The following is an 18,232-nucleotide window of genomic DNA, read 5'->3' as shown; positions in this document are numbered from 1 at the left end:
TGATTTTCTTTCAGCCTAATTATCCTACGAAAAGATCCGGAAAAGCGAATGCTAACGCCGCGCGAATACCGATTACAGAAATAACTACAAATAACACACCCATTACCCATGACGAAATTCGTTGAGATGAAGGTGATTGTGTAATTCCCCATCTAACGAGAAACGACCATAACCCATTGGATAGATGGAATGTAGCTGAAAGAATACCAATAAAGTATAAAATCAGTGCAACTGGATTAGATAAAATATTTGCCATCATATCAAAATTTACTTCTACATCAAAAAACGCTTTCTGAATCCGAGTTTCCCACACGTGCCAAGCGATAAATGCCAATAAAATAACCCCTGTGATCCGCTGGATCGTGAACATCCAATTACGGAAAAAGCTAAGTTTTGTAGGATTATTGTTTGCCGTAAACGCAATATAAAGCCCAAGAATTCCATGAAAAAGAATTGGTATGTAAATAACTGCGAATTCTAGGAAAATAACAAATGGAAGACTTCCCATAAATCCTGATGCTTTATTAAATGCTTCCTCACCACGCGTAGCGAAATGGTTGACAATTAAATGCTGCACTACAAAAATACCTACTGGGATCACTCCCAACAAGGAATGCAGCCTACGCCAAAAAAACTCATTTTTACCTGCCACAATTTACCCCCCTTAGTAGTTAAGACTCTGTGCTGCAGACGAAGTGTGTTCGAAATGACTGCATGTCAAACAACACAAAATGTATTATAACAATTATGTGACATATCCATTCTACTCCCGACATTAGGAAGCGTCAAGGCAACGGTTTCACCTTTTTAATACTCCAAAATAATATGTTTTCATAAATTTATTCTACCCTAATGCTAAATACTTTTTCAAAAGCGCCTCTTTTTGTATATAATAGGTCATACAGAAAGAGGGGATTTTAGTGCAATCATCATTGGAACAAGGACTTCTTAATTCACCTGAATCAGATACTCAAATGGATATTCCTGTATTCGGATATGAATTACTTCGGGATATATTGATTCCCGGAATTCTTGGCAAGGATACTCATGAAATCTCTTATTGGGCAGGTAAACACATAGCCCGCAAATTTCCATTGCTTTCTACTGAAGAAATTAGTTCCTTTTTTCAAGAAGCATCTTGGGGGGAACTGAAGCTCGTTGAAGAAAACAAAAACGAGATGAAGTTAGAGCTTAATGGAAAATTAGTGGATAGAAGAATCCAAATGAATGCCGAGCCTTGCTTTACTTTAGAAGCCGGATTTATAGCTGAACAAATTCAAAATCAAAAACAATTTTTGTGTGAAGCATATGCGGAATTAAATAAAAAGAAAAACCTTGTTTTTATTACAGTACGTTGGGACCGCAAAGATCCGATCAAATAATTTGAGCTGTTCAATCTTGTTAAGATTGAACAGCCTTTTTATGTTATTGCACGTTTTCTACTGCTTCTCCTAAATGATAAGCTTCATGAAGAGTCACTGCAGCCTCTTTCATCTTATCTTCGTTGATGACAACTGACACTTTAATTTCAGATGTACTTACCATTTTAATTTGAATATTTTTGTCTGCAAGAACTTGGAACATTTTAGCTGCAACCCCAGGATTCGAAATCATTCCTGATCCAACAATGGAAACCTTGGCAAGACCTGCTTCATATTCAATGCTATCAAATCCAATTTTGTCTTTTTGATTTTCAAGTACTTGCACAGCTGCTTGGCGATCTTTATTTTTTATTGAAAAAGATAAATTCGTTTTATTTCCATCTGTCTGACTTTGTATAATGATGTCTACATCAATTTGATTGTTGGCCAGTTCCGAAAAAACAGCAGATAATCCTGTCATTTCATTTTTTAAGCCGAAAATCGTTAATCTTGTCATATCTTTTTCAAATGCTACTCCTCTTACTACGAGGCTATTTTCCATTGATACTTCCTCCTCGATGATCGTTCCTTCTTCATTTTCTGTGCTTGATCTAACTTCAAGCGGGACCCGGTGATTTTTTGCAAATTCAACTGCACGTGGATGTAGAACTCCAGCCCCTAGATTCGCAAGTTCAAGCATTTCATCATATGAAATAGATGGAAGTTTTCTTGCTTGCGGGACATATCGAGGATCGGATGTGAATACGCCCGTTACATCTGTACAAATGAGGCAACGCTCTGCCTCTAATGCTGCTGCTAAAGCTACAGCAGTTGTATCGGAGCCTCCTCTACCTAATGTAGTAATTTCTCCATCCTCAGTAACCCCTTGAAAACCTGCAGCTACTATGATTTTTCCTTCATTTAATTTTTCTTTAATATGATCGGTTTTCACATCAACAATACGTGCATTGGAATGAATCTTTTCAGTAACAATTCCAGCTTGCCAACCAGTAAAGGATACAGCGGGAGTCCCCATTTCCGTTAAAGCCATAGACAAAAGAGATATTGAAACTTGTTCTCCAGTAGCCAAAAGCATATCCATTTCACGTTTGGCAGGATTATCTGTAATTTGACTTGCCAGTCCAAGAAGCTGGTCAGTCGTTTTTCCCATAGCAGAAACTACGACTACAACGTCTTTGCCTCCTTTTTTCAGCGAATGAATTCTTTGCGCAGCATTTTTAATTTTATCAGTAGTGCTCAGTGATGAGCCTCCAAACTTGATGACTATTAAGCCCATTATTCTGCCATCCCTCCAATATTAATAAAAAAAGCAATGAGCATTTATACTCATTGCTTGTGAAACGCACATTAACATGATCACAACATGAGATAGCTCTCCAAAAGGATTTAAAATCCATTTTGACAATCCTACATTTCTTAAACGCAGGACCAGCGGAATAGAAAAAGGGCTCCTTTTCCACTTCGGCAAACTAACCCTTTCAAAACCATTCATTGAAGCCCTTCTTCTCATGATTTTTACTATTGAAAGTTTGCAACCTCTATCGAAATTATGAAATTGAAACAATTATACCATCGAGTTGTATTATACTCAATAGCTATTTGTCCAATTGATCCTTTAATCCTTCAGCAATATGTTTTGGTATTCCCAAATTAATAATCTCTTCAACAGTCGCTTCCTTCATTTTTTTCAAAGATCCAAAATGCCGCAGTAATGCCTTTTTACGAACAGGGCCGATTCCTTGTATTTCATCAAGTGCTGATTGAAAAGCTGATTTCCCGCGTAATTGTCTATGAAAAGTTATGGCAAATCGGTGAACTTCATCTTGTATTCTTTGCAGCAAATAAAATTCCTGGCTATTTCGTTCCAATGGAACAATTTCAAGTGGATCACCAAATAATAATTGTGAAGTTCGATGTTTTTCATCCTTTGCTAACCCTGCAACTGGTACATGCAAATTTAGTTCGTTTTCTAAAATATCCTTTGCTGCATCGATTTGACCCTTTCCTCCATCAATAATAATCAGATCAGGCAACGGGAGATTTTCACGCAATACTCTCATATATCTCCTTCTTACAACTTCACGCATCGATTCATAATCATCCGGTCCTTTTACGGTTTTGATCTTATATTTCCGGTACTCTTTCTTATCGGGTTTCCCGTCGACAAACACTACAAGAGCTGAAACTGGGTCTGTGCCTTGAATATTAGAATTATCAAATGCTTCGATTCGGTAAGGCGTGTATATTTGCATTGCCTCCCCTAATCTATCTACCGCATGTATTGTTCTCTCTTCATCTCTTTCTATAAGAGCAAATTTTTCTTTCAACGCTATTTGAGCATTTTTAGTAGCCAATTTAACAAGCTCTTTTTTTTGTCCTTTTTTCGGCTGAACGACTCTAACCTCTAATAATTGCTCCGCCAATGCTTGATTGGCAGATTCAGGTATAAGGATTTCTTTCGGTTTAAAATGGTTCGTTTGAGAATAAAACTGACCAAGAAAGGTTAGAAATTCTTCTTCATGCTCACTGTAAACAGGAAAAAGTGAAACATCTCTTTCAATTAATTTACCTTGACGAATAAAAAATACTTGTACACACATCCAGCCTTTATCTAATGCAAATCCAAATACATCCCTGTCTGTAAAATCGGATGACATCATTATTTGCTTTTCCATTGTAGTCTCTATATGGGTAATTTGATCACGAAATTCTTTAGCCCTTTCAAACTCCAGGCTTTCAGCTGCCTCTAACATTTTTTTCTGCAAATCATTTTTTATTGATGCAAATCCCCCATTTAAAAATTTCGTTATTTCATCTGTCATTTGTTTGTATGTCTCTGCGGCAACTTCATTAACACACGGTGCTAGACATTGTCCTAGATGGTAATATAGGCAAACTCGATCGGGAAGGGTTTGACATTTTCTAAGAGGGTAGAGGCGGTCAAGAAGCTTTTTAGTTTCATTTGCTGCCTGTGCATTCGGATATGGGCCAAAGTATTTTCCTTTATCCTTTTTTACCTTCCGAGTAATGATCAGTCGTGGATGTCTTTCATTCGTTAATTTAATATATGGATAGCTCTTATCATCCTTGAGCATAATATTGTATTTTGGACTATGCTTTTTAATCAAATTCATTTCTAAAATTAGTGCTTCAATATTAGAACCAGTCACAATATATTCAAAGTCCTCAATTTCATTTACAAGCCGCTGTGTTTTCGTATCATGTGTACCGGAAAAATAGGAACGCACCCTATTTTTTAAAATTTTTGCCTTACCTATATAAATAATTGTATCTTGGCGATCTTTCATCACATAACACCCCGGCTGATCGGGCAATATCTCCAATTTATGTTTTATTATCTCGTTCATAAAAATCACCTCAATCTATCACAAAAGCATATATCTTATTATATAGAAAAAAATCCGAGCCATAAAGCTCGGATTTTGCATTCCTTATTTCTTATAGATGTTTATTCACCAATTCTGCTAGTGCCTCTTTTGGTTGGAAACCTACAGTTTTATCAACAAGCTCACCGTTTTTGAGGACGACCAATGTTGGAATACTCATAATACCGAATTTACTTGCAGTTTCTTGGTTATCATCAACGTCTACTTTAACGATTTTTGCCTTTTCACCAAGTTCTGCATCGAGTTCCTCCAAAACAGGAGCAATCATTTTACATGGACCACACCAAGGTGCCCAAAAGTCCACTAATACGACGCCTTCACTTGTTTCAGTGGAAAAGCTTTCATCAGTTGCGTGCATAATTGCCATATTTCATACCTCCTTATTGATACATTCCTAACATAGCGCAAGTATACCATCATCCATTAGAACACGCTAATCATTTGCTCAATTTGGAGAGCCTGCTTTCATTCTACGAAATTCCTCAGTTAAGAGTGGAACCACTTCAAAAAGATCACCAACAATGCCATAATCAGCTACATTAAAGATATTTGCCTCAGGGTCCTTATTAATGGCAACAATAACTTTAGAATTGGACATGCCAGCTAAATGTTGAATAGCTCCTGAAATTCCACATGCAATGTACAAATCTGGTGTCACTACCTTGCCAGTTTGCCCTATTTGCAGAGAATAATCACAATAGTCCGCATCACATGCACCTCGAGATGCACCAACAGCCCCCCCAAGAACATTAGCTAATTCTTGAAGCGGTTCGAACCCTTCAGCACTTTTTACTCCGCGACCACCAGCAATAATGACTTTCGCCTCTGATAAGTCAACACCTTCGCTTGTCTTCTTAACTACTTCTTTAATAATTGTTCGTAAATCCTTTATTTCAACCGACATGGATTGAATTTCTCCTGTTTTGTTTTCATCTTTTCTTAATGAATCAATATTATTTGGACGTATTGTAATAAAAACAATACCATCGATTATTTTTTTCTTTTCGAATGCTTTTCCAGAATAGATGGGTCTTGTAAAAATATTATCATCATCTTTTACTTCAATGGCAGTAACGTCTGAAATAAGGCCAATGTTTAGTTTGCTGGCAATTTTAGGAGAAAGATCTTTCCCGAGGGCTGTGTGTCCGAATACAATCCCTTCAGGATTTTCCTCGTCAATAATTGAAAGGAGAGCCTGGGAATAACCATCCGAAGTGTAATGTTTCAACTTCTCATCCTCAACAGTTAAAACACGATCTGCTCCATATTGAATCATTTCTTCCCCAAGATTTCCGATGTGATCTCCGACTAAAACAGCAACAACTTCTCCGCCATTTGCAATTTGTTTACCGGCTGTAATCGCTTCAAATGATACGTTTCTTAAAGAACCTTCTCGCAGTTCACCTAGTACGAGCACTTTTTTCGCCATGCTTATTCCCTCCTTATACTATTCTTTTTAACAAGCCTGCAAGTTCCTTCACTTGCGTTTCAATATCACCTTCCAATATTCTCCCAGCATCCTTTGCAGGTGGGAGAAATATTTCAATCGTTTCTGTCTTTGCCTCAACATCTTCTTCCTCTAAATCCAAATCATCAAGTTCAAGTTCTTCCAATGGTTTCTTTCGGGCTTTCATAATTCCCGGAAGAGAAGGATAGCGCGGATCATTTAAACCTTGCTGTGCTGTAACCAGCAAAGGTAAAGATGTTTCAATAATTTCAGAATCACCTTCTACATCTTTAGTCAGCAATACCTTATCTCCACTAATTTCTAACTCCGTAATAGTCGTAACATGTGGAATTCCTAGTATATCTGCAACTCTAGGACCTATTTGGCCGGAGCCGCCATCAATTGCAACATTTCCAGCTAGAATTAAATCTACCTCTTTATCTTTTAAATATTCTCCGATAATAGTAGATATCGTATACTGATCGCTTTCATCAATATCATCTTCAATATTGATTAATACTGCTTTATCTGCACCCATTGCCAAAGCAGTTCTAAGTTGCTTTTCCGCATCTTCTCCACCTACTGTAACAACTGTTACCTCCCCGCCGTGTTCATCGCGGACTTGAATAGCTTCTTCTATAGCATATTCATCATAAGGATTAATAATAAATTCAGCACCATCTTCATTAATTTTACCGCCGGAAATAGAAATCTTTTCTTCTGTATCAAAAGTTCTTTTCATGATTACAAAAATATTCATTGAACAAACCTCCTGGGAATCTAATAGAGTCTATGCATTCACTGAGTCCGATGGTCAAATTTTCTTGTCACACTTTTTATATCTCTTCTTACATTTAAAAAGGGGATATTTTCTTATATTCGTAGAATTATTTGTTTCTTATTTATGCAAAACAAATCAAATCCTATTTTTCTATCTAAATTAGGAAGCAACAATGGTTTTCAATATTGTTGATTGGAGCGGAAAACCGCTGCGGGTATGGACAGAGAGTTCCCACAAGCGCTTACGCCGAGGAAGCCCCTTACCCCTCCCACGGAAAGCGATGCGCCTAGAAAGCAAATTAACAAACTAGTATAAGGAATTCTACTTTAAATGTACTTTTTCACTGTCATTATTATTCCTAGAGTCTATTTTATTCAATCACTTGCCTGTAAATTTAGGTTGACGTTTATCAAGAAAGGCACGAATTCCTTCTTTGCTATCCTCTGAATCAAATACGAAACCGAATGCTTTAGCTTCTTGCCTTACCCCTTTATAAAACTCATCATCCTTATTATATTGAAGTAATTCAATCGCAGCTTTTAATGCGATGGGACTCTTAGCTGCAATTTTACGCACCATATCTTTTGCTTTGTTTACAAGCTGCTCCTCAGGGAACGCAAGATTAGCTAAGCCCCATCTCACAGCATCAATCCCCGATAACGGATCACTTGTAAATAGCATTTCAGCAGCTTTAGCTGTTCCCACTAATCGCGGGAGCCGCTGAGTACCAGCAAATCCAGGAATCAAACCTAACTGTAATTCAGGTAAACCGAGCTTCGCATTTTCACTAACAATCCTAATATGACAAGCCATTGCAAGTTCGAGTCCACCGCCTAAAGCAGCCCCATGGATCGCTGCAATAATTGGCTTTGGAAAGTTTTCTATTTTTTCAAAGACTTCTTGCCCATTTACTGCAAGTTTTGAAAATTCCTCTCCATTCGCAATACGGGTAAACTCTTTTATATCAGCACCTGCAGAAAAAAACCGACCTTCACCATGAAGTAAAATTGCCCGTACTTCCGCATCTTGCTCCAATTGATCAAGCAAACTGCCAATATCTAGAATCAATTCGGATGATAGCGCATTTGCAGGTGGCCGATTAATCGTAATAATGGCGGCATTTCCATCTTTTTCAAAAGATAAGTATGACATTTCTTTTCACTCCTTGACCATTTTATCTTGTCGCACATCCATGTAAAAGTAGACTATGAACAGAAGGCGCAAGCGAAACTAAATCATATTTTTGATCATTAATGACCCAAGTTGTGACGGTTTCGTCCATCGTTCCAAATATCATTTGTCGTGCAAGACGTATATCCATACTCTTATCAAATTCGCCTCGTTCTTGTCCAAAGCGTAAAATATCATCAACGACATGCAAATACTCTTTTAAAACTTCATTAATTTTCATTCTAAGCTCTTTGTTTGACTGTCTTAACTCTAGTTGAGTTACAATAGCTAAGTTTCTATCTTTCGAAAGGATCATAAAATGGTTTTCGATCATGACTAATAATTTCTCTGCTGCCATTTCTTTTCCTGCAATAACTTCTTTCATTTTTTCGACGAAGTAACCCATTCTTTCGCGGAAAACGGATATTAATATATCTTCTTTATTCTCAAAATAAAGGTAGATTGTACCATCCGCTACTCCAGCTTGCTTCGCAATTTTTGAAACTTGTGATTGATGATAGCCATTTTCAGCAATGACAATTACTGCTGCATCAATTATTTGTTTATACTTCGGTTTATTTCTTTTCATCAAGTTCACCTACTTACTGCTCATCACAACATATTCAGAGCTTCATTGCTTAAAATGAATGATTGTTCATTCATATCTCTATGATAAAGACTGTTTTTTTTTATGTCAAGTATCCTCAACAAAGAAAAGCACAAGCACCTTGCTTATCAATGGACAAAATGTGGTCCGTTGGTTTTTCCACAATACACGTGGCGATTTTTAGTCAACATATGTTCTTCGGCGTTTGACGTGCCATAACACGCTAAGCCTTTAGAACAAATTGATGTTGACTAAGCAAGCTATAAGAACAAAAAATTTACTAGTTATTAGGCGCCGTAGCTGGACAGCAAAATCCAAAAAAGAGCCGCTTCGGCTCATAATTTCCATTTTATTAACCGAGTTTTTCATCATGATGCAATTTATTTCTTTCTTCATCCACCAAAACGCGGCGCAGTATTTTACCAACAGCGGTTTTAGGCAATTCTTTACGAAATTCATAGATTCTTGGTACTTTGTAAGCCGCCAAATATTTTCGTGCATATTCATCAAGTTCTTCCTCCGTTGCTTTCGCCCCTTCCTTTAACACAATATATGCCTTTACGGTTTCACCACGATAAGCATCAGGTACTCCAGCAACAACTAATTCTTGAATGGCTGGATGCTCATAAAGGACTTCTTCAATTTCCCTTGGATATATATTAAAGCCTCCAGCGATTATCATATCTTTCTTTCTATCCACTACATAGAAAAAACCTTCCTCATCCATATAACCCATATCCCCCGTTAATAACCACCCATCCTTAAAGGTAGCAGCGGTATCTTCTGGCCTGTTCCAATACCCTTTCATAATTTGGGGACCTTTAACTGCAATTTCGCCTATTTCACGCGGCTGAGCGGGTTCTCCTGTTTCAGCGGAAATGATCACTGCCTCTGTGTCTGGCCATGGAACTCCGATACTGCCTTTCACCCTTTTCTGTCCATAAATAAAATTAGCATGTGTGACTGGAGATGATTCTGTTAATCCATATCCTTCAACTAGCTTGCCTCCAGTAACTTCCTCAAATTTTTGCTGGACTTCTACAGGAAGTGGTGCGGATCCACTTAAACACGATTCAATGGAGGAAAGATCATACTTGTGAAGATCAGGATGGTTTAATATACCTATATATATGGTTGGGGCACCTGGAAAAATGGTTGGACGTTGTTTGTGAATTGTTTTCAGCGTAGTATCAACGTCGAATTTTGGCAGGAGAAGCATTTTATATCCTTGCATGACCGCCAAAATTAATACTGTTGTCATACCATATACATGGAAGAAAGGTAATAATCCTAGAATGGTTTCTTCTCCTTTTTTCGCTTCATAAAGCCAAGCATCACAGGCAGTAGCGTTTGCAATCAAGTTTTTGTGAGTGAGCATGACTCCTTTCGGATACCCTGTTGTTCCCCCTGTATATTGAAGGAGAGCTAAATCATTATCATAGTCAAACTCATATTCATAATAAGTAGGATTAGCCTCTGCCATAATATTTTTAAATAAATGTTGATTTCCTTCATGTTTTACATTGACAACAATCCCGGTATTTCTTTTTTGAATAAACGGATAGATAATATTTTTAGGAAAAGGCAAATAGTCCTTGATAGCGGTTACAATTATATTTTCAAGCTTTGTATTTTTCATTACTTTCGAAATACGTGGATATAGAATATCTAGTGAAATAATCGCTTTTGCCCTAGAATCTTTCATTTGATACTCAAGTTCCCTCTCTGTATAAAGAGGATTCGTTTGTACAACCACTCCTCCTGCATACAAAACACCATAATAACTAATAACAGCTTGTGGACAATTTGGAAGCATTATAGCAACACGATCTCCTTTTTCAATGCCAATGCCACGAAGATAATTAGACATCTTTAAAGCACAATCATATATCTCCTTGAAGGTCATTTCCTTACCCATAAAATGGACGGCCGTTTTATCGGGATACGATTTTGCTGCTTCTGTTAAATAAGATTGGACAGTTTTCGGTTCATATTCTAACGTTGTTGGTATTGATTCAGGATACAGTTTCAACCATGGCTTCTTTTCCATACAATCCCCCCTCGTTTTAATGAACAGTTTGAAAATTATAACATCTCCCCTACATTATATGATAAGAATATCCTTCATTCAATTTTTTCATGAAGGAATAATACTTTCTTTATATAATTATAGATATAGGAATCAAAATATATATGTTAAAGGTGATTAAAATGAAAATTGGGATGATTGGGATAGGAGATATCGCAAAGAAAGCTTACTTACCTATATTAACGCAAAAGAAAGGGGTTGAACTCCATGTTTATACGCGTAATGAAAAAACGTTGGCCGATATTGCCGCTACATATCGAATAAATCATACTTATCAACAGATTGATGCGTTATTGGCAAGTGGCATCAAAGCAGCATTTATTCATAGTACAACTGAATCCCATGAAGCAATTATTGATCAACTATTGGATAACGGAATCCACGTATATGTCGATAAACCCATCACTTATTTTGCTGAGTCCTCAAATAGACTTATTGAAAAAGCAAAAATAAAAGGACTTATTCTCAAGGTTGGTTTTAATCGCAGATATGCGCCCTCATACAAAAAGCTAAAAGAGTTACCGAGCCCAAATATGATCATCATGCAGAAAAATCGTGGACATCATCCTGCAGATACAAGAACTTTTATTTTTGATGATTTTATTCATGTTATTGATACTTTACTCGAATTATTACCTTATACGGTTGAAGATGTTATTATTCGTGGAAAACAGCATGGCGGAATGCTTCATCACGTATCCTTGCAACTTGAATCACGGGAAGGAACGGCGATTGGAATTATGAATCGCGATGCTGGAACTACAGAAGAAATGGTGGAGGTAATGAGCTCAGATGAGACGCGAAAAGTAATAAATGTTAGTAATATTACTTCACATAAAGACAAGAAAGTCCTTGACTATGGAAGTGATGACTGGCAGCCTACACTCGAAAAAAGAGGCTTCCACCATATCATTGCTCATTTTTTAGAACTAGTTCGAAATGAGGGTCAACCATACAATGGATATGAAAGTGATATAGAGTCACATATACTCGCCGAAAAAATTGTTCAACATTTTAAGAAATGACAAAAGAGGGGGGATATTTAGAAGGTCACTTACTCTTAAACTGAGTTGTTGATTTGCGCTCCAGGCCCTTCGCTTTCCGCGGGCGGTACGGGGAGCCTCCTCGGCGCTTGGCGCGCCTGTGGGGTCTCCCCTGTTTCGTACTCCCGCAGGAGTCTCAGGGCCTTCCGCTCCAATCAACAGTCTTAATAAACTTGTATCAGCTTCTGACATAGTTAGATAAAAAAGGGATATTGGCGCTCATTATTTGTGGGGATTTGAGCAACTGAATTCGAAGCAACAAGGTCATCCTAAAATCAAATTTCAAAGAAGTCTTCACAGTACCTTATCTATTCCACTTTCTTATACACAATCTCAAGGATCCAACATACTAAACTGATTCAAATAAGGTGTTAAGTAAGTCGGTTACCTTATACGGTTTCTAAGGTCCCAGTATCCACAGGACGTGTCCATCTTTAGCCGATTAGGAGTCGCAGTCTTCCGCTCCAATCAATGGGCAACTACTAAAAATCGACTAAAACTTCCTACATACCACAGCACTCGTTTTAATACTATAATTAGACAGCAAAAAAGGTAAAACCCCCTTATTATTATAACTGGATCTCTTCATAGGTACAAACAGGGGAAAAATATATCAAATTGCATCTTAAAAAATATCAAATTTAATTACAATTAGCACTGCAATTTACAGTGCTTTTATTTTTCATATTAAGAGGTTTTTTATATTTTGTGTTAAACTTAATATTAAGGTGGAATATTCAGTTAACAGACCAAATAGGTATAAAAAGGGGAGGGTCATATGAAAAAATATTGTTTTTCTTGGCTATAGGTTTAATCCTTGCAACTATTCTGTGTTTTGTTCTTGGTTACTACAATTATGGCGCTTGGTTTAGTGGTATTTTGATGCTTATCGGCGGAATGGCAGCGAGATATTCCTCATTTAAAAAACAAGAGTACATTTATAACAGACAGCGTGAGAATCGCATTAAATATTAGATGAGTATAAGTATTTGTTTCTGATATTCCCATTATTCCAAGACTTTGACTGAATGATTGGTATGGGAAATGGTATTCGAATTGGTATGCTAAATTGCCTATGTATTAACTACCTTACAACATTCATTGTAAGAAGTGGGAAATAGTTGTTATTTATATGACTAAAAATGGGTATTTTTATAGAAAAACATTGATATATCAATAAAAAAAAGAGCTAAAATCATTGCGATTTTAAGCTCTTATTTTAGTGTTATAAGGCTGTTTGTACTTCTAACCGGAACCAGTTATTATTATTAAGGAATTTTACCTTTTTAAATTTAGCCTAAGTAAAGGAATCTGTTGATTGGAGTGGAAGGGGCGAAGACTCCTGCGGGAGTACGGGGCAGGGGAGACCCCACAGGCGCCTAAGGCGCCGAGGAGGCTTCCCGGCACGCCCGCGGAAAGCGAAGCCGCCTGTAACGGAAATCAACAGCTAAGTTTAACATATTACTAAATTTAAGGGGCTTCTTCATTAGCCTTATCTTTAGTAGCCCCTCTTTTCATTTAAACATTTATTAAATAAATAATTCCTACAAGAATAAAAACACCGCATAAAACAAGCAGCACTTTTGCAAGTTTTTCCACAAGATTCTACTCCTTGTCTAGCATACGCCTAGCAACTTTAGCACAAGGCGCCTTCCGCTTTTCTTTTTATGGGATTCCCGCGCCAATGACATAGGAAAGTCCAACTGAAATAACGAGTGAAATAAAACCTACGGCACGGTTATCATTTGCAATTTCTTCATCAATTTTAAATTTCGGGGTTAAAAATTCAAAAATAAAATACCCTGTCAATAAAAGAAAGAAACCAAATATCCCCCAACCGATCATGACAAAAAGAGTGTCATGATGAAGGATTGAATGCCTAAAAACATTGGCTATTCCAAAAATCTTTCCTCCTGTGGCCATTGCAACAGAAATATTTCCTTTTTTAATTTCTTCCCAATTTTTATATTTCGTGACTAATTCAAAAATAAACAGAAATAAAACAATGCATAAGACAGTTACACTATAATATCCTGCTGTCTGAATATAAGCACTTTCCCAAAAAGAGTCCATCTACTTTCCCCCTTTGTTTTTGGGAGGGGTAATGTAATGATTACTTAAATTCTACTATCGTTACACCGCTTCCACCCTCACCCGCTTCACCTAATCTTATACGTTTAACAGCGCGATGATGTTTCAAATATTCTGTAACTCCCGAACGAAGCGCACCAGTACCTTTCCCGTGGATAATTGATACACGAGGGTAGTTCGCCAATAATGCATCATCAATATATTTTTCTACCATTAAAAGTGCATTTTCATAACGTTCCCCACGCAGATCTAATTCCAACTTCACATGGAAATCTCTTCCTTTTACAGTTGCAAGCGGCTTTGTTTCCTTTTTTTCTTCCCCTTTAATGAATACTAAGTCTTTCTCTTGTACCTTCATTTTTAAAATCCCGATTTGAACTTGCCATTCATCTTGGCCAATTTTCTCTATAAGATGACCTTTTTGACCAAATGTTGTTACGTTTACTTCATCACCTGCTTGAAACTCACGCTTTTGCTTATTCCTTTTTATGTTTTCGTTGTCTTTATCCAATTTCGGTAAGGCTGCATCTAACTTTCTTCGAGCTTCTATCAATTCATGTTCTTTAATTTGTGCTCCGCCTTCAAGCCTCATTTGACGAAGTTCGGACATTACTTCTTCCGCTTCGGCCTTTGCTTTTTCAATCACTTTTCCAGCATTCGCTTCCGCATCATCATACATTTTTTGCTTGCTATCATAAAATTCTATCATTTGCTGCTGAAGATCATGAAATAGTTTTTCGGCGTTTCTTAAATAATCATGCGCTTCTTCATAGTCATGCTCCGCTTCTCTCCGACTTTTTTCAAGTGAGGCAATCATATTTTCAACTTCATTACTTTCCGTATCTATCATCGAGCGGGCAGATGAAATAACCGATTCTGAAAGTCCAAGCCTTTTAGAAATCTCGAAGGCATTACTCCTCCCAGGAACCCCAATTAATAGCCTATAAGTTGGACGTAATGTTTCTACATCAAACTCTACGCTTGCATTTATAACTCCTGTTCTATTATAACCATATGCTTTTAGTTCAGGATAATGGGTTGTTGCAATCACGTGGCTTCCACGATTGTACACTTCATCCAATATGGAAATAGCAAGTGCAGCACCTTCCTGTGGGTCCGTTCCTGCTCCAAGCTCATCAAATAGAACAAGACTTTCATGGTCTACCTTCTTTAAAATATCAACTATGTTTACCATATGAGATGAAAAAGTACTTAAGGATTGTTCTATCGATTGTTCATCACCAATATCTGCAAAAACTTCTTTAAAAACAGCAATTTCAGACCCTTCAGAAACAGGGATTTGTAGTCCAGCCTGTCCCATAAGCGTTAATAAACCAACTGTTTTCAATGTAATGGTTTTTCCGCCTGTATTCGGGCCAGTGATGACCATAGATGTATATTCATCACCAAGAGTAATATCATTAGCAACCGCCTCCTCGATGGGCAGCAAAGGATGACGAGCTTTTAACAAGCGGATACTTCCTTTTTGGTTGATCGATGGCTTCGTTGCTTTCATATCTTTTCCAAAACGCGCTTTCGCAAAGATAAAATCAAGCTCTGCCAAAATACCAACTAAATGATTTAAATCTTCAGCTGATTCTGCTGTTTTAGCCGAAAGTTCTGCAAGAATGCGATTTATCTCTTGCTTTTCTTTTAACTGCAATTCCCTTAAAGCGTTGTTTAAATCAACGATAACTTGCGGTTCGATAAAAAGTGTTTGACCAGAGGAAGATTGGTCATGGACAATCCCGCCATAATGGGCTCGATATTCCTGTTTAACGGGAATGACGTACCGTTCATTTCTAATCGTAATGATCGAATCGGATAACATTTTTTGAGCATTCCGATTTCGTATTAAGCCTTCTAACCTTTCTCTAATTTTCCCTTCACTTCTTCTTGTTTGTTGTCTAATGCTTCTCAATGCTTCACTTGCAGAGTCGAGAACTTCCCCGCTCTCATCAATTGCATTTTTTATTTGCTTTTCAAGCTCAGTCAACAATACAATTTGATCAGCTTTATTTTCCAATATTGGGATGTCCACTTCATTTTCAAGCAAGCCTTCAATGAATCGCTTCATTGAACGCCCGGCATAAATCGTGCTTGCTGTCTGCATGAGCTCAACGGCATTTAAAATGCCGCCAATTTCCGCTCTTTTCACATGAGGTTTAATATTATGAATTCCACTCAGTGGCGCATGCCCCTTTAATCTAAGTACATGAGCAGCCTCATCCGTTTCATTTTGCATCTCTACGACTTCATCCAATATTGTCGATGGTATTAAACTTTTTATTTTTTCAGCGCCTAATACTGAAGAAGCATATTCCTCCAATTGAACAAGGATTTTATTAAATTCAAGGGTTTTTAGTATTTTTGAATTCATATTTAAAACTCCATCCCTAATCATTTCTCTTTAAAAAGTGCAGCAATTCATCTTTCTCCATCGCATTGATGACTGATGTACTTTTCACCCAGCCTTTTTTTGCTGCTGAAACACCGATCTCCATAAAATCTAGACTCTGAATATTATGAGCATCCGTATTAATGGCAATCTTTACACCAGCTTCAATTGCTTTTTTTATATATTCAGCACTTAAATCAAGTCTTTCTGGATTAGCATTCAGTTCAAGTGCCGTATTCGTCTCTTTTGCCAGTTTAATTAATAAGTTAATATCGACATCGTATCCGTTACGCCTTCCAATGATCCGACCAGTTGGGTGAGCTATCATATCAACATGGGGATTTTGAAAAGCATTATTAAGCCGCTCCATAATCTTCTCTCGTGACTGCGAAAAACTGGAATGAATAGAAGCGATGACAAAATCGAGTTCTGCCAATACATCATCCGAGTAATTTAAACTCCCATCTGGAAGGATATCCATTTCAATACCGGATAAAATGAGGATATCATCATATTTTTCATTTAATGCTCTAATCTCTTCATTTTGCTGTTTAATCCGTTCAACAGACAGACCATTAGCCACCCGCAAAAATTCCGAATGATCGGTGATTGCCATATACTTATAACCTTTTTTCCTGCACGCCTCTACCATTTCCTCTAAAGAATAAGCTCCATCTGACCATGTTGTATGCATATGAAGATCCCCTTTAATATCCTCTAAGCTGATCAAATCAGTATGAGCGTTGTAGCTTTCGATTTCCTTTCCATCTTCCCTTATTTCAGGAGGAATAAAAGGCAAGTCAAAGTGGTGGAAAAAATCACGTTCACTTTTAAACGTTAAAACTTCACCTGTTTCTACATTTTCCACACCGTACTCGCTGATTTTCTCTCCTCTTTCTTTTGCAAGCTGACGCATTCTTACATTATGATCTTTTGAACCTGTAAAATGGTGTAAAGCTGTAGCATATTCTTTTTCTGCTACTATTCTAAAATCAATGGAAACTTCGTATTTTCCATTCATTACAATGGTCACTTTTGTATCACCAGATGCTGTTGCTTCCTTTATTCCATCCAGCTTAAGTATTTGTTCCTTAATTGCAGCGGGGGAATTTGTAGCAATAATAAAATCAAGGTCTTTAATAGTTTCTCTAGTCCGCCGTAAACTTCCTGCTCTAGAAAAAGCAACAATTTCGTTTATCTTCTTAAGATGATTTTCAATATGCACTGCAAGAGGTAACATATAAGCAATCGGCAGGCGGCTTGGTTGGGACCCGAATTGAGCTAAGGAAGCTAAAATGTTTTCCTGCGTTTTTTTTCCAAATCCTTTTAAACCTGCAACACGATTAGACTCACATGCTTCTTTTAAGGAATGGATGTCTTCCACGCCAAGTTCCTGATATAATTTAGAAATTTTCTTTCCGCCAAGTCCTGGCAATTGCAGTAAGGGAATGAGTCCTTTAGGAACTTCTTCCTTCAGCTCTTGTAATACAGAAGAAGACCCTTCTTGTATAAATTCCTCAATAACTGCACTAGTTCCTTTCCCGATACCAGGGATTTCTGTAAAACTTGTTATTTCGGATAGGCTCCGATCATCTGTTTCCAATGCGCCAGCTGCTTTCCTAAAGGCTGCGGTTTTGAACGGATTTTCCCCTTTAAGTTCCATATATATCGCAATTTGTTCTAATAAACGTATGATATCTTTTTTATTTATTTTCATTGTTTTCACCAGCCGTTCTGATATTTCTCCTTTACATCACATAATAACAAAAGAGGCCGCCCTATAAAAGTTTAGACCCCTTTATATAAAAGGGATCCCA

14 protein-coding genes and 1 riboswitch are annotated in these 18,232 nt (G+C 37.3%); of the genes, 2 read left to right on the top strand and 12 right to left on the bottom strand.

The window, feature by feature from the left end; all coding sequences use genetic code 11:
- Nucleotides 1-19: 19 nt before the first annotated feature.
- Nucleotides 20-652: a succinate dehydrogenase cytochrome b558 subunit gene (locus KHA96_RS01210; protein ID WP_213127476.1), complete on the bottom strand. Its 633-nt coding sequence runs from the start codon at nt 650-652 to the stop codon at nt 20-22.
- Nucleotides 653-920: 268 nt separating this feature from the next.
- Here KHA96_RS01210 and KHA96_RS01205 point away from each other — a divergent pair, with 268 nt between their 5' ends.
- On the top strand, nt 921-1,382 hold the full coding sequence (locus KHA96_RS01205) for a YslB family protein (protein ID WP_481748198.1): 462 nt from the start codon (nt 921-923) through the stop codon (nt 1,380-1,382).
- 43 nt (nt 1,383-1,425) lie between these two features.
- Here KHA96_RS01205 and KHA96_RS01200 read toward each other — a convergent pair whose 3' ends face one another.
- The 8 genes from KHA96_RS01200 to KHA96_RS01165 all read right to left on the bottom strand — a co-directional run bounded on the left by KHA96_RS01200 (nt 1,426) and on the right by KHA96_RS01165 (nt 10,844).
- Nucleotides 1,426-2,658, bottom strand: a complete 1,233-nt coding sequence (locus KHA96_RS01200; RefSeq protein ID WP_213127475.1) for an aspartate kinase — start codon at nt 2,656-2,658, stop codon at nt 1,426-1,428.
- An 85-nt stretch (nt 2,659-2,743) separates the two neighbouring features.
- Nucleotides 2,744-2,931, bottom strand: a riboswitch (Lysine riboswitch).
- Between the two features lie 46 nt (nt 2,932-2,977).
- On the bottom strand, nt 2,978-4,750 hold the full coding sequence (gene uvrC / locus KHA96_RS01195) for an excinuclease ABC subunit UvrC (protein WP_213127474.1): 1,773 nt from the start codon (nt 4,748-4,750) through the stop codon (nt 2,978-2,980).
- A 91-nt stretch (nt 4,751-4,841) separates the two neighbouring features.
- Nucleotides 4,842-5,156, bottom strand: coding sequence for a thioredoxin (gene trxA / locus KHA96_RS01190; protein WP_213127473.1), 315 nt, complete (start codon nt 5,154-5,156; stop codon nt 4,842-4,844).
- A gap of 78 nt (nt 5,157-5,234) precedes the next feature.
- A complete protein-coding gene (locus tag KHA96_RS01185) occupies nt 5,235-6,218 on the bottom strand; it encodes an electron transfer flavoprotein subunit alpha/FixB family protein (protein WP_213127472.1) in 984 nt (327 codons plus the stop codon).
- Nucleotides 6,219-6,231: 13 nt separating this feature from the next.
- Complete coding sequence (locus tag KHA96_RS01180) at nt 6,232-6,996, bottom strand: electron transfer flavoprotein subunit beta/FixA family protein (protein ID WP_213127471.1); 765 nt, start codon at nt 6,994-6,996, stop codon at nt 6,232-6,234.
- Between the two features lie 399 nt (nt 6,997-7,395).
- Complete coding sequence (locus tag KHA96_RS01175) at nt 7,396-8,169, bottom strand: enoyl-CoA hydratase (RefSeq protein ID WP_213127470.1); 774 nt, start codon at nt 8,167-8,169, stop codon at nt 7,396-7,398.
- A 22-nt stretch (nt 8,170-8,191) separates the two neighbouring features.
- Complete coding sequence (locus KHA96_RS01170) at nt 8,192-8,776, bottom strand: TetR/AcrR family transcriptional regulator (protein WP_213127469.1); 585 nt, start codon at nt 8,774-8,776, stop codon at nt 8,192-8,194.
- 370 nt (nt 8,777-9,146) lie between these two features.
- Complete coding sequence (locus KHA96_RS01165; protein ID WP_213127468.1) at nt 9,147-10,844, bottom strand: AMP-binding protein; 1,698 nt, start codon at nt 10,842-10,844, stop codon at nt 9,147-9,149.
- Nucleotides 10,845-10,987: 143 nt separating this feature from the next.
- On the opposite strand from KHA96_RS01165, the gene KHA96_RS01160 reads away from it, so the two are divergent.
- Nucleotides 10,988-11,908 carry a Gfo/Idh/MocA family protein gene (locus KHA96_RS01160; protein WP_249315199.1) on the top strand — a complete coding sequence of 307 codons (921 nt, stop codon included), beginning with the start codon at nt 10,988-10,990 and terminating at the stop codon, nt 11,906-11,908.
- Between the two features lie 1,683 nt (nt 11,909-13,591).
- Here the strand turns inward: KHA96_RS01160 and KHA96_RS01155 are convergent.
- The 3 genes from KHA96_RS01155 to polX are packed head-to-tail and all read right to left on the bottom strand — an operon-like array spanning nt 13,592 to nt 18,132.
- Nucleotides 13,592-13,999: a DUF350 domain-containing protein gene (locus KHA96_RS01155; protein ID WP_213127467.1), complete on the bottom strand. Its 408-nt coding sequence runs from the start codon at nt 13,997-13,999 to the stop codon at nt 13,592-13,594.
- A 40-nt stretch (nt 14,000-14,039) separates the two neighbouring features.
- Entirely contained in the window at nt 14,040-16,397 is a 2,358-nt protein-coding gene (locus KHA96_RS01150) for an endonuclease MutS2 (RefSeq protein WP_213127466.1), read from the bottom strand.
- A 16-nt stretch (nt 16,398-16,413) separates the two neighbouring features.
- Complete coding sequence (polX, locus tag KHA96_RS01145; RefSeq protein WP_213127465.1) at nt 16,414-18,132, bottom strand: DNA polymerase/3'-5' exonuclease PolX; 1,719 nt, start codon at nt 18,130-18,132, stop codon at nt 16,414-16,416.
- Between the last annotated feature and the right edge of the window lie 100 nt (nt 18,133-18,232).

It is taken from the genome of Bacillus sp. FJAT-49711, assembly GCF_018343715.1.
In the GTDB taxonomy this organism is placed as follows: domain Bacteria; phylum Bacillota; class Bacilli; order Bacillales; family Bacillaceae_C; genus Lederbergia.
Note: the sequence above shows the minus strand (reverse complement) of the source record. Positions and strands in the feature narration are given on the sequence as shown.

Coding starts and splice junctions, on each gene's coding strand:
- KHA96_RS01200 (WP_213127475.1), bottom strand. CDS start 2,658: ATGGGCTTAATAGTCATCAAGTTTGGAGGCTCATCACTGAGCACTACT.
- uvrC (WP_213127474.1), bottom strand. CDS start 4,750: ATGAACGAGATAATAAAACATAAATTGGAGATATTGCCCGATCAGCCG.
- trxA (WP_213127473.1), bottom strand. CDS start 5,156: ATGGCAATTATGCACGCAACTGATGAAAGCTTTTCCACTGAAACAAGT.
- KHA96_RS01185 (WP_213127472.1), bottom strand. CDS start 6,218: ATGGCGAAAAAAGTGCTCGTACTAGGTGAACTGCGAGAAGGTTCTTTA.
- KHA96_RS01180 (WP_213127471.1), bottom strand. CDS start 6,996: ATGAATATTTTTGTAATCATGAAAAGAACTTTTGATACAGAAGAAAAG.
- KHA96_RS01175 (WP_213127470.1), bottom strand. CDS start 8,169: ATGTCATACTTATCTTTTGAAAAAGATGGAAATGCCGCCATTATTACG.
- KHA96_RS01170 (WP_213127469.1), bottom strand. CDS start 8,776: ATGAAAAGAAATAAACCGAAGTATAAACAAATAATTGATGCAGCAGTA.
- KHA96_RS01165 (WP_213127468.1), bottom strand. CDS start 10,844: ATGGAAAAGAAGCCATGGTTGAAACTGTATCCTGAATCAATACCAACA.
- KHA96_RS01160 (WP_249315199.1), top strand. CDS start 10,988: ATGTTAAAGGTGATTAAAATGAAAATTGGGATGATTGGGATAGGAGAT.
- KHA96_RS01155 (WP_213127467.1), bottom strand. CDS start 13,999: ATGGACTCTTTTTGGGAAAGTGCTTATATTCAGACAGCAGGATATTAT.
- KHA96_RS01150 (WP_213127466.1), bottom strand. CDS start 16,397: ATGAATTCAAAAATACTAAAAACCCTTGAATTTAATAAAATCCTTGTT.
- polX (WP_213127465.1), bottom strand. CDS start 18,132: ATGAAAATAAATAAAAAAGATATCATACGTTTATTAGAACAAATTGCG.